This window comes from Crinalium epipsammum PCC 9333, from assembly GCF_000317495.1.
GTDB classification, from domain to species: domain Bacteria; phylum Cyanobacteriota; class Cyanobacteriia; order Cyanobacteriales; family PCC-9333; genus Crinalium; species Crinalium epipsammum.
In genome coordinates this window covers 3826801-3839304 of sequence record NC_019753.1, presented here as the reverse complement: position 1 = coordinate 3839304, position 12504 = coordinate 3826801, and the positions used below count along the sequence as shown (strand labels likewise).

General features: G+C 38.5%; 11 protein-coding genes and 2 pseudogenes. 6 read left to right on the top strand and 7 right to left on the bottom strand.

The features are described from left to right. The first annotated feature begins 34 nt into the window (after positions 1-34). A complete protein-coding gene (locus tag CRI9333_RS16755; protein ID WP_015204361.1) occupies positions 35-766 on the top strand; it encodes a TIGR04283 family arsenosugar biosynthesis glycosyltransferase in 732 nt (243 codons plus the stop codon). Here CRI9333_RS16755 and CRI9333_RS16750 read toward each other — a convergent pair. After that, positions 748-1455 carry a DUF547 domain-containing protein gene (locus CRI9333_RS16750; protein ID WP_015204360.1) on the bottom strand — a complete coding sequence of 236 codons (708 nt, stop codon included), beginning with the start codon at positions 1453-1455 and terminating at the stop codon, positions 748-750. The genes CRI9333_RS16755 and CRI9333_RS16750 overlap by 19 nt on opposite strands. Beyond that, positions 1448-1637 (bottom strand): annotated as a pseudogene (locus CRI9333_RS27860) (type II toxin-antitoxin system HicB family antitoxin). The gene CRI9333_RS16750 and the pseudogene CRI9333_RS27860 overlap by 8 nt, the downstream one beginning before the upstream one ends. Before the next feature lie 21 nt (positions 1638-1658). Here CRI9333_RS27860 and CRI9333_RS27855 point away from each other — a divergent pair. Next, positions 1659-1772: pseudogene (locus CRI9333_RS27855) on the top strand (PIN domain-containing protein); the annotation flags it as partial. A 383-nt stretch (positions 1773-2155) separates the two neighbouring features. Beyond that, on the top strand, positions 2156-2617 hold the full coding sequence (locus tag CRI9333_RS16745) for a hypothetical protein (protein WP_015204357.1): 462 nt from the start codon (positions 2156-2158) through the stop codon (positions 2615-2617). 59 nt (positions 2618-2676) lie between these two features. Here the strand turns inward: CRI9333_RS16745 and CRI9333_RS25075 are convergent, their stop codons facing one another. The 3 genes from CRI9333_RS25075 to CRI9333_RS16730 form a co-directional block, all read right to left on the bottom strand. Further along, positions 2677-4857, bottom strand: a complete 2181-nt coding sequence (locus CRI9333_RS25075) for a toll/interleukin-1 receptor domain-containing protein (RefSeq protein WP_015204356.1) — start codon at positions 4855-4857, stop codon at positions 2677-2679. Position 4858: 1 nt separating this feature from the next. After that, positions 4859-5440 carry a hypothetical protein gene (locus CRI9333_RS16735; RefSeq protein WP_015204355.1) on the bottom strand — a complete coding sequence of 194 codons (582 nt, stop codon included), beginning with the start codon at positions 5438-5440 and terminating at the stop codon, positions 4859-4861. A gap of 382 nt (positions 5441-5822) precedes the next feature. Next, positions 5823-7562, bottom strand: coding sequence for an ABC transporter ATP-binding protein/permease (locus CRI9333_RS16730; RefSeq protein ID WP_015204354.1), 1740 nt, complete (start codon positions 7560-7562; stop codon positions 5823-5825). A 97-nt stretch (positions 7563-7659) separates the two neighbouring features. On the opposite strand from CRI9333_RS16730, the gene CRI9333_RS28160 reads away from it, so the two are divergent. The 3 genes from CRI9333_RS28160 (at position 7660) to CRI9333_RS16720 (ending at position 9457) form a co-directional block, all read left to right on the top strand. Then, positions 7660-7791: a hypothetical protein gene (locus CRI9333_RS28160; RefSeq protein WP_269667427.1), complete on the top strand. Its 132-nt coding sequence runs from the start codon at positions 7660-7662 to the stop codon at positions 7789-7791. A 149-nt stretch (positions 7792-7940) separates the two neighbouring features. Beyond that, entirely contained in the window at positions 7941-9116 is a 1176-nt protein-coding gene (locus tag CRI9333_RS16725) for a M20 family metallopeptidase (RefSeq protein WP_015204353.1), read from the top strand. An 86-nt stretch (positions 9117-9202) separates the two neighbouring features. Then, positions 9203-9457, top strand: a complete 255-nt coding sequence (locus tag CRI9333_RS16720; protein ID WP_015204352.1) for a hypothetical protein — start codon at positions 9203-9205, stop codon at positions 9455-9457. Between the two features lie 148 nt (positions 9458-9605). On the opposite strand, the gene CRI9333_RS16715 is transcribed toward CRI9333_RS16720, so the two are convergent. Together CRI9333_RS16715 and CRI9333_RS16710 are read right to left on the bottom strand one after the other, a co-directional pair. Then, positions 9606-11195, bottom strand: coding sequence for a N,N-dimethylformamidase beta subunit family domain-containing protein (locus CRI9333_RS16715; protein WP_232229344.1), 1590 nt, complete (start codon positions 11193-11195; stop codon positions 9606-9608). A 152-nt stretch (positions 11196-11347) separates the two neighbouring features. Beyond that, positions 11348-12259, bottom strand: coding sequence for a glycosyltransferase family 2 protein (locus CRI9333_RS16710; RefSeq protein ID WP_015204350.1), 912 nt, complete (start codon positions 12257-12259; stop codon positions 11348-11350). Between the last annotated feature and the right edge of the window lie 245 nt (positions 12260-12504).

Here is a 12504-nt window from a genome sequence, read left to right as displayed (position 1 = left end):
TAGAAGTATTCCTGATAGGTTTTATATAAGGTTTATGTATAGTGTGTCGATTATCATTCCTACGTTGAATGAGGCAAGCAGTCTAAAGCGTACATTGCGCCAACTGAGTGTGCTAGAACCATCTGCCTTAGAGGTGTTGGTCGTAGATGGGGGCAGTACAGATGAAACAGTGGCGATCGCACAATCTTACGGGGTGCAGGTGCTATCATGCGATCGCTCTGGGCGATCTGTCCAGATGAATCACGGTGCGAAATCCGCTAGTGGCGACATTCTTTGTTTTCTTCATGCTGACACTTGCGTACCAGATGACTTAATCGCCGTGATTGAGCAAACCTTGGCAGACTCCACCGTTGCCTGTGGAGGATTTATCTCGCTGATGTCAGGACAACAAACTACCCGTTGGGGCATCTCGCTACACAACTACCTCAAAACTTACTATGCACCTCTGCTATTTAGACCCCATCTCTTTTTTAAAGGATTGCGCCTCTTGTTTGGGGATCAAGTAATGTTTTGTCGTCGCGCAGATTTTTGGGACTGCGGTGGTTTTGATGAAGCTTTACCGATTATGGAAGATGGGGATTTATGCCTGCGCTTAGTTAAAAAAGGGAAAATTCGTCAAGTAAACCGCATTGTTCAAAGTTCGGATCGTCGGGTTGCCCGTTGGGGAAGTTGGAAAGCAACAGCCATCTATTTATATGTTGGTTGTCTATGGGGAATTGGGGTTTCTACAAGTTACTTGAAACGCTTTTATGAAGATATTCGTTGATTTAGGCTCCAGTCGTAGTCAAGATAAGCAATAGAAGTCGAGGCGCTTAAGGGTGCATTGGGTTTGAGATAAGAACGAATATAGTCTGGAATTGAATCAGCGACTTTGAGAAAGTCCTGGCGATACCATTTAAAAATCTTGCTACAGTAGAGCGTTTGAGTCTCAGCATCGTAACGAACTTTCTCAGGATTGTTGACAAATCGCTCTGCATCTGATTCGAGTTGTTCAATGACTTTTTCAGGTGCGTAAGCCTCATTTCGTAGTAGTGGACAACCAATAGAGGCACAAACGAGGGCAAAATGAATGCGTGGATCTTGTAACTGCGATCGCAGCTTTTGGTTCTCAATTTGACCCAGACTATAAGTTTGATTTGAGAAGCGGTACACGCGCCTTTGAAAGAACCACAAAAACGCAATCCAGTTGGGAATTCCTAGCACTACAGGTCGAATTGAAGCCAGAGGATAGCGTTCTAGAATTGTATAAATTGTAAATGCGTTGTAGAGATTAATCCACAAGGCTAATTGCTGATTACGAGTCAATTCAGGGGTGATGTCGTCACATGATTCCAGAGTAGATAGCCAATTTGCTAACGTCCGAGGCTGCTGTGTTTTCCAGGCATGATAATCGACTCGACCAAGCTCGTCAACATACTGGTGCAGCAAGCTATCCCATACGGTAAAATCAATCATCGGTGATGCTTAAGATAAAGTGCGTTGGCGTAGCCTGTGCGAAGCACGTAATCGCTTCACGAATATTTTCTAAGGCTTCTTCTTCGGTTTCAAAGAGCCGAAACACAACCTGGTAATTCTGGACACCAAACAGACCAATCTCCCGTTTCAGCATCAGCTTCAAGCACAACACGCCATTTCATCATGGTTTCTTTTGGGGATATTTAACCATAATAGCGATCGCCCTGGTAAATAATTTAACCCTGGTAACTCACAATACGCGGGAATTTGAGCGGGTTGAGGATTTGCAGGTTGAGGATTGGGAAATTGAGGCGTGAGCGATCGCTACTTATCCTTATTATTACCCAAAGCAGAAACGCCGCTTAACAACATTACTAGCCCACTAATCAAAATAACTAGGGCTAATCCTCCTAATGCTAGATCCAACCAAGCGACATTTTCCATTTAGCCTCTCAATATTACGAATGTGTGATTAAAACAATTTAAACAGAGAACCACTGTGGATGCTTTGCCGTAACGAACAAAAGCAGTACTATGAGTATTAGAGATGTTCTTTTATCAACGCATTGGAGTTCACATAATAACTGATGGAATGATGGGTGCTAATCGTGCTATTCATTATGAAGGCAGTCGTCAAATGCAAGCATAAGACGTTTGCATAATTACAATCTGCCGCACGATATAGTAGGGAGTAATATCTATGGATAACCGCAAATTAATTGCAGAAAATCGAGATTTTTTAATTAAACAAAGTGAGATGCTGCAAGCGATAATTAGCCGTATGGCAAGCAACTCACTTACTATTAAGCAACTAGGACTAACACTTTGGACAACACTATTAGGATTCGGTTTTACAAATAAAACAAAGTCTTTATTTGTCTTAGCTTTTATTTCTTATACACTACTGGGTTTTTTTGACGGGTATTACTTATACCTAGAAAAACGCTTTCGATATAACTTTAACCAATTAACCGAAATTCTATGTGGCTTTAATAATGAATCATTAGACAAGTTTCAAATTTTTAAGGGAAACTTTATAGCCTTAGAACGATTGTCTAGAAAGGAAGCTGTGCAGTTCTACTTAAATACTTTAGCATCTTGGGCGAATCTTCCTTACTTAATAATTCTGGCAATTACACTAATAATTTTAAGAGCTAGCTAAAAAGTCCTAGCAGTTCTTAATTTCTAAAACTTTTATAAAAATATTAAAACAAATTATGCCTATTCACGTTTTATGCTACGAACCAAAAAATCATATTGGTCTTGGCTTCTCTTCCGAAAATCAACATATTTATGGTTTTCAAGGAAAGGTGATATTTGCGGATCACTTTTACAACTTTTAAGAACTACAGGAATAACTGGATGGTCATTTTTTAAGTATTTACGAAATAAAGCACTGATTTCTACATCCTGCCAACGGCCAGGGCCATTATTACCGTAAAATATGGCTGCTGCCCAAAGGTTATCATCTTTAATTACTTCTTCCAGTTTTTTCCGTATTTCTTCACCACCTAAAATTTCCTCATCTATCCAGTAGGAAATTTTATTTTCTTTTAGGTTACTTATGATTTTCTCTACTTCAGATTTATCTTTACTGTTATAGCTAATAAAAACTCCTATTCGGAAACATATTTCATTTCTATTGAGTTTGTCTTGGAGTGTTTTTCGGCGTTCTACTCCGATACCTTTAACTTTAGAAAATAAATCCTCTATATCCTTATAGGGTCGAGAATCAATTATTTTACTGATAATGCTTCTGCCAATGTTTGTATTTTTAAAAACCTTAATTAAAGCATCGTGATTAGCCATATTGATATCAATAGATGATTTATTTTCGGGAACTAATTCCTGAGTTGAGACAGAAGAATTTGAGGTAACCGTATTCATTGTAATTTCAGATGAATTGATCAACTGAATTTTTTTCGATATTAGCTTATTTTTAATAAAAGAAGAACATTGCGCTGGAGAAATAATAAAAGCAATATTTGGAGGCGTGTCATTATGATCATCTGGTTTGAAATTAGATTTTTCCAGAAGCTGTATGAATTTATCTACATATACGCTAAGAAGCTCATAATTTCTTGATCCGCCATAAGCACTAGCGACAATTTCTCCATGTTTTAGCAGCTTTGCATAACACTTGAAGATATGTTCATCAGAATTATTAGTAGTTTTTTCAAGTTGGAGTTTGTACTCTGGCTGGTTTAAATAATCTTTCCAGCTATCTTGGCAAAGTGAGTCTACTAAATATGTTAGTTGCTTCGCTGAACCTTGAAAATGGTTCTCTGATTTATCACCAAAATATTCTTCATATATTTCAAGGGCTGCGAGAGCATAATCTCTACAATAATTCCCTAAAACTCTCATGTTTGTTTGAAGCTTAGATTGAACCTTATTATCTATTTCCTGAATTTTACAGAAAGCTTCAGCAAAATTTTCACAATTATTATATGCACTTTCAATACGCTTATTAATTTTTTCTCTAATTTTATGAAACTCGTTACTCAAACCGGAACCAAGTGAAATACTCAAAGTAGAAAATCGACGTTCACTTGCTGACTCGGAGTTAATAAATTTGCTCAATATATCTGATGTGCCAGCCATATATATTAATAGTCGAACTTCATCGTTATAATCTTGGCTAGATATTTTATTTGTCAAGGATTTAAAAACCCCTCTAATTTCTTGCTGATCTTGATCTTCACACTTTCTCAAAGCATCATCTAATTCATCAATAAGATAAATAAAAGTGTATTGTGAATTAATTTTTGAAATTTCATTAATCACACGTAGAAAAACATCTTGCCAATCAATATTAACATCTTTAATATACTTATTGAATTTACCTAAAAAACTTATTTCAAAATCTCTTGACTGTTCAAGAACAGGAAAATTATTTTTTCCTATAAGCTCTTCTAAAACGTATTTTGCAACAGGTTTTATCTCTTCATTGGTTAGTACTTTCCAAAGTGTCTCAGCTAAAATATAGGAATAAAATTTACTAGAAAATTCTTGTATATTACTTGAGGGGTGCAGCTTTGCCGAAAAGTCAAAACTAACAATTATAGAATATTTAGACCTATCATTATCAATTTTAATTAGTTCTCTAAAATAGCTAAGTAGTGCCGTCTTGCCACTACCTGCAATAGCAGTAATAAACCTAAAAACAAATCTGCCTCTGTTGAAGCAGTAATCTAAATCATCTTCAAGCAGTTGTGTTAAATTGTGTATCTGCTTTCCAATAATCTTTTGGGAAGAACTACTAGCCTTAGTAACTTCACCACCTTCTCCTTGGCGTTTAACTTCACGCTCAACCCAAATGTCTTGAGTAAAGTCACGCCCAGAAGCAACTTTTCTAAGAAAGGCTTCTATGAATTTAGAATTCTCTGAATAACCAGACATATTACTCAACCCAATGGATTAATTCATCTTTTTCGCCTTTAGAAACAAAAATTTTACCGCTGGACTTCAATTTATCAAAATAAACATTCAGTTGTTCTAGAGAGAGGGTTGCTGAGTTAGCATCCTGAAAGCTTTTAAGTATTTCTTGCTTGTGGATAGCCACAACCCCAGTTAACTCTTGACGCTTCCGTTCTTCAAAGTATAGTGTTTTGAATTTGAACAAAAATTCATCAAAGGTCATCTTCTCAGAAGAGTTGAGATCAAAGCACCCCTCAGCAGCCTTCCCAATACATTTCAACAACGTATTCAAGACCTTGGGGCCTTTTATAGAGGTGAATTGATAATTAGTAGCAGCTAAATTAGCAATTAGGGTTCTCTCTCCTTGCTCCGTTACCAAGAAGCGCCCCTTACTCGTTAGTTTGATTAGCTTCTGCTGCTCTAAGCCAGTGTAAATTTCCTCGGCTTTTTCCTTCCACTCCTCCGGCAAATAGGATTTGACAGTACCTTTTGTTACCGTATCCCTTTCTGTGTAGGCATAAGCATGAAGCAAATAAATTAATTGCTCTGTAGTAAGCTCAACCATATTCTCCTTCTAATCAGTTTTACCTCTTTATGGATGAAGTATCTGTGCCAAACCCAAAATAACTTTAACGCTCCTCAGATACTTGTTGAGTATATGACCTACAGCTAGATAAAGTGTACTGTTTTTACTGAAACTAGCAAGCAATCATCATTCACTCTTTAACCTTGGAATTCGGAAAATATGGCTTTGAACTCGGATTCTGATGGCATAGGAATTTTAACCAAAGATCAAAACTGCGTAAGACTCTACCCACAAGAATATTCTATTTTCTGTCAAACAAATAAATTATGCTGTAAATTTCCAACATTGTGAGTATCGCACAGCATTAGGTGAAAATGACTACTTTATCGTTTAGTCCGAATCTGCCGATCGCCCTAAAATATCAGTTAGTCGAAGGAAGTTCAAACAATTCCGACTGTTCTTTTCCTATAGCCACAGGTTGTTTAATCTGCCAAGTCTTATCCTGCGAGAGTTCCAGCAAAGACTGATGATAGTTCGCCAACGTAGAGCGATGCCCCACACTTAGAAAAGTAGTTCCAACTGCTTGCAATTGTTGATATAGCTTTTCCTCATTGCTCAAATCCAGTGCGCTCGTCGCTTCATCTAAAATGGCGTACTTGGGTTTATTTAATAGCAATCGCGCGAAGGTCAGCCGTTGTTGTTCACCCAAAGATAAAACATCTGTCCAATCCAGTTGGGCATCAAATCCACCAAATCTTTCATCGAGATCCGCTAAGTTTACCTGTTCTAAAACTTGCTTCAGGTGTTGATCGTCAACCTCAAGGTGGGTATTGGGATAGAGCAATTGATCGCGCAGAGTACCCAACACCATATAAGGACGCTGGGGCAGAAATAGAATCTGGTTTGGTTCAGGACGAACGATCGCACCCTTACCAGAATTCCACAACCCTGCGATCGCTCTCAGCAGTGAACTTTTGCCACAACCACTCGCCCCCATCACTAAAAGCCCCTGCCCAACAGGTAACTCCACTGATAAATCTTCTACCAATGTGCGTTGATAGTTAGGCGTTTGCAAGCTGAGGTGTTCCACTGCGAGGCTATCTGCCTCAACTGTCTGAATCCTTGGTTGTTCCTCGGATGCTTGATTTGACTCTTTCTGTTCTAAAAACTGAGCAAAAGTATAGAGACGGTTAATTCCGGCTCCAAAGGTGGTCAAAGCTTGGAAACGGGCAACTACAAGGTTGAGGGAGAAAAAGACGCGGATAAAAGCCCCTTGTGCCTCAGACACTTTCCCCACCTCCATTTCTCCAGCAAAAATTGCAGGGGCTACCACCAAAGCAGGCAAAACGAAGGGAATGAACTCATAAGCGTTGGTGAGAATATTTAAGTTCAATTCCCAAACCAGCAGTCGTTGAACATTCTCAAACACATCCAGAAATCGCTGTTTGACCTGATTAGATTCGCGTTCCTCTCCCCGATAAAAAGCGATCGCTTCTGCATTCTCCCGAACTCGTACCAAGCTAAAACGCAGATTTGCTTCCCTCTTCAGTTGTTCAAAGTTAAGTCTGACAAGGGGTTTACCAAATATAACCGTTGTCACTAATGTTCCAATTAAGGCATACAGCACCAAGAAAAATACCAGAGGTTTAGAAATGCCCCAAAGTACACTGCTAAAAGCAATCACCGACAACACAGACTCCACCAGCACTAACAAAAAAGTGAGAGATTCTTGGGTAAAGCTGCGAACATCTTCCGCAATTCGCTGATCTGGGTTGTCGATTTCAGTATCTAAGATATGCAGATTGTAGTAAGCGCGATCGCTAAAATAATTATCTACAAACCGATGAGTAAGCCAGCGCCGCCATTGCAAACTCAGGCGATCGCGCAAATAAGTATATGCTGCCAACAGAGGCGCATAAATTACTAACACGCCGATGAAAACGATCACAGTTTGCCAGAAACGCGGCTCATCCTGGGCAGAGAGGGATGAAATCAACGCCCCTCGCTTGTTGTTGAGTAACACACTCAACCCTGTATAAGCCAGCAGCAACAGCACAACAGAAAGCAGTAACCCTCTAGCTTGCCATTTTTCATCCCCTGACCAATAGGATTTGGCGATCGCCCAAAACTGCTGGAGTACATTTAAATTCAATCGATCCATCGGCTTCTTTCCCTTACTCAGTCTGCTTTGAGATAATTAGAAAAGGCGAATCAGAGCAAAATCTGATCAACTAATATCTCTGGGCAATTGTTGAATTATGCTGCAAATTTCTCATACTGTGAGTATCCCAGAGCATGAGATTAATTTGAGTGCCGTGCGATCTGCGCTTCGCAGCAGCACTTCGCGATCGCAGATTAAACAATACACAAAAAAAATTACAGAGGAATGATAATTTACCCAAAATTCATCGCCTCTAAGTTCTTTTTAGTCAGAATTTTTCAAACTAGAGCCATACATCACCACCAAATCTTACAACTACCCCCCAGTGACTTTTATCATAGGGACAGCTTAATTAATTCTTAATCAACTATTTAATAAATGCTGACCCGTATCAAAGAGATAGCTGAAAAACTAGCACCGCGCTTGATTGAAATCCGCCGCCACATTCACTCTCACCCAGAATTAAGCGGTCAAGAATACCAAACTGCCGCCTATGTTGCTGGTGTGCTGTCTTCTTGCGGTATCCATGTGCAAGAATCTGTGGGTAAAACTGGCGTTGTCGGGGAATTAAAAGGTGATGGTATAGACTCCAGGTTGCTGGCAATTCGTACAGATATGGATGCTTTGCCCATTACTGAACGCACAGAACTAGATTTTTCTTCCCGTCAACCAGGAGTTATGCACGCTTGCGGGCATGATGTCCACACCACCGTAGGCTTAGGTACGGCAATGGTGCTGTCGCAGCTTGAGGAAAACTTACCAGGAAATGTGCGGTTTTTATTTCAACCAGCAGAGGAAATTTCTCTAGGCGCTAGCTGGATGGTAGCAGATGGCGTGATGGAAAAAGTTGATAGTATTTTGAGCGTTCACGTTTTCCCTTCTATCCTGGCAGGTTCGGTAGGTATTCGTTATGGCGCGTTGACGGCGGCGGCAGATCATTTAGAAATTACAATTATGGGAGAATCTGGGCATGGTGCGCGTCCCCATGAAGCAATTGATGCAATTTGGATTGCTTCACAAGTAATTACTACGCTTCAGCAAGCTATTAGTCGTACACAGAATCCTTTGCGTCCGGTAGTGTTAACTATTGGTACGATCAAGGGTGGTAGAGCACCGAATGTGATTGCAGATCATGTAGAGTTGTTAGGAACTGTGCGATCGCTACATCCAGAAACCCACGCCAATTTACCCGAATGGATTGACCAGATTGTTAAAAATGTCTGTCACACCTACGGCGCTACCTGTGAAGTTAAGTATGAGCGGGGTGTGCCTTCGGTACAAAATGATACCACACTGACGCAGTTGGTGGAAGGAGCAGCAAGAGAAGCTTGGGGAAGCGATCGCGTTCAAATTTTACCAGAACCTTCTTTAGGTGCAGAAGATTTTTCTCTATATTTAGAACACGCGCCAGGGACGATGTTTCGCTTGGGTGTCGGATATCCTGACAGACATAACTACCCATTGCACCATCCCCAGTTTCAAGTTGATGAATCTGCAATTATTACTGGTGTTGTCACCCTTGCTAATGCAGTTTATAAATATTGGCAACGTTGACAATTAACAATTTTCTAACTCCAGAGGGATTATCTATAGCAGAACGTCCATTATTCTGCTGATAGATAATTCTTACAAAAATATATATGGCTTCACCTATACCTCTTAAAGATACAGACTTAGTTGATTGTGCTAAAGCTAACGCCAAGCAAGGAGTTACAACGGCTGCTGAGTTGTGCGGTTATGGTCAAGATATTAGAACTTTTCAGATTGAACTGAAAAAAGCGTGCGATCGCATGGGTGTTACATTTAACGAACTTAGGGATTTAATTACAGATCAAGAAAATCTGATCCAACAAGGCGGTATTGAAGTTGGACCGGATACACTATCAGAATTATAAATTGATGCGTATACAATCTACTTTTTATAAAGTAATAAACTAGGATATAAAATTACATCAAACCAGTGTAAAGACGTTGCCGCCAACGTCTCTATATTCATGTTTAAATAGATATATTAAATATCAATTTACCAATTTTTTAAGCTTTTCAAACAATCTTAAGTAAACGTGCTAAAACATTATGTGTCATTTGCTGGGCATCTAGATTTAAGCGTGATGAACGTAATTTAGGTGCATTGTAGTCATCTAAACTCCAAACCCATTGCATTGATCCTGTTGCAAATACTGTTGCACCACTACTAGCAGTATAAACCGTCATATCAGCATAGCGAGTGCGACCCTTGTAACGATAAGGTGAGTGTGCAACTCGAATTGTATTTGCTGGTGCATTGCCAAACATTCTATCTACTTCATAACCAAGTAACCCTGGCAAAACAGAACCCTTAGTTAAACTGGTATTACTCAATAGCCATGCTGGAGCATTGTCAATTACAATTTCATCATCTACTGGATCACTATCGTACATCACGCCAATCAAAGCGTCTTCTGGACGTTGCACAGGTGATTGCCGCCATAAAGTAGTATTACGATGATCTTGATAATAGTCTAGAGCCGCATTTTCTTTATAAGCAATAATAGTACGATAAGGTACTTTGGTAATAGGACTAAGATCTAAACGAATTTGCCAAAAACAGGTGTTAGCACCGAAAAAACCTAAACTAACTTTGTTTTTAAGTGCTGTTTCCACATTTTCTCGCATCTGCCAAGACCAATATTCATCATGTCCGACAGATAAAAAAGCTTTGTGAGACAATAGTAAATTATGATTAGCGTGAGTATCTATATTTGTGGCGTAGCTGACATCATAACCTGATTTTTCTAGCCAGCGTACCATGTTATATTCCCACCCAGCAGTGGAAGTTCTGCTAGTGGGTTGAAAATTTGTCAAAAACTCACCAGCGCCTACTCCGTAAGCAGCAGCAGGGTTAGGACTTTTAGAATATGGACGATTGAAAGAAACTTGATATGCTTGTATCCGCCGACTGTTCCAACGATAAAGTGATTTATTCCCCCAATTGTTATATGCCTGATAAGTAGTAACACTTTGTTGAAACAGGATATCAGAATTACGGGCATCATCTCGTACTACAAAAATAATGTAACTTTGCTTACCAGATTTACTTGCAGTTAGTTTTGCTAAATAAACACCACTTGCCCAGTCAGTGGCATCATTAGAATTATATGGAATATTTAAAATATAGGGGTTTTTCCAATCACATTCAATTAATCCACTATCTTTATCCTCAACAGGCGGTGGTTGTTTAATCCCTGAAAGTGCGATTTTATCGGTGATTCTACGCCCACCAGTACCGTCATACCAACCCATACGAAAAATTTCAATTGTGTAGGTAGGGTCATTTGTATTGACAAATAAGCTAATTTTGCCACCACGATTAATACTGGTAAGTGATGCGTATCCTTCTATTTCCTGCTTAGTAGCAGGATTCGTCAGTTGCCAGTCTGTTGTTCCTTGCTTCTGATTTTCTATAACGATTGGGTTGCTAGTACGGACAGATTTAACAGTATCACTATGATCTTCAATTTGTTGAGTTAATCTAATTTTACTATTCTGCAAATCCCTGGCGTTGGCTGCTACACGAAATGAAAAAGTAGCTGATAGACCGAAAAAAAAACTTTTTAAAAACTGCCTTCTGCGTGATTTAACTTGAGTTTTCATGCTCCAAAAGAAAAGGGATCTCAGGAAATCAAATCGCGCATCTTTTTTCATCATTGTTGAGTAATTAATTGAAGTTAATAAGTTTAACCTTTCCAAGTATTACCAGTTCTTGAGGGAAAACTCAATATAATACTCGCAAAACTTCGTAATTATTATAACTTCGGTTCAGTTCCAATAAATGGACGCGGCTTTTTAATTTCTTCTCCCATTAATTTTAATGATTTGGAGTAAATATCTAGCGCCGCATCTAATTCTTTGTGGTCTTTCTCCTTTAGCTTTTGAATTTTTATCAATAAAATCTTGTAGTTTATTTCCAACAAAATCCCAATGTAGAATAACCAAATTAAATTATTGTAAAATTTACGATAATAATAAATATTTGCTCTGGGAAAATCAATTAAAATAGCACTAATGTTATGTTTTTTGCCTTGTCCCCCGTAATGAATTACAGGAGCAGTCGGAATATACATAAAAGTCATTTTTGCTTTCTTCGCTCTTTCGATCCAATCTAGGTCTTCATTGTAAAAATAGTAATTTTCATCATATAAACCAATTTTTTCAAAACAATTTATTCTAACCATGCTAAAAAAATTGCCAATCCATTCAATTTGAAATGCTTGGGAAAAATCTGGTTTTTTAAAGCTAATTATATGAGTTCTTTGGAATTGTTTAGTCAGGTCTGGATTAAGAATAGATCCACAAACACCGTCTACATGGGGATTTGAGTTTAAGTAATTGACCATTGATGATACTGTGCCTTCAATTACTTTAATATCGCTATTAGCTAAAATAACAAAATCACTTTTATTTTCAAATGCTAGACGTATACCCATGTTAAAGGCTCTAGCTGGCCCATAATTGTGCTCATTTGAAATTAAAATGACATCGGGAAATTTTTCCTTGAGCATTTCTTTAGTTCCATCTTCGGAATTATTATCAACGACAATAATATCTATGTTTAAATCAAGATTTAAACAATCTTCCTGCAATGAAATAATCAAGTTTTTTAAGAATTGGCAAGTTTTATAAGTAACAATAACAATCGAAAGTTTTGTGTTTTGCATAGATAAAAAGATCAAGAAAGCTTGCGATTAACTAGAACGGTTTTTTTTGTTAATTTTTTATTAATTTCACTTCTAATAAGAAAACCGTTTAGACTACACTGGGCATTTCTCCATGATAAAGCTTTTATCCCGCTTAACGTTCAGTCCACATGGGTGACGGGGTTCCTCAGACAACCTCAAACATCGTGAAACGCTCTCATAGAGAGACATCGACGGTGACTACTCTAAAAGTCAATAGCAAGCTT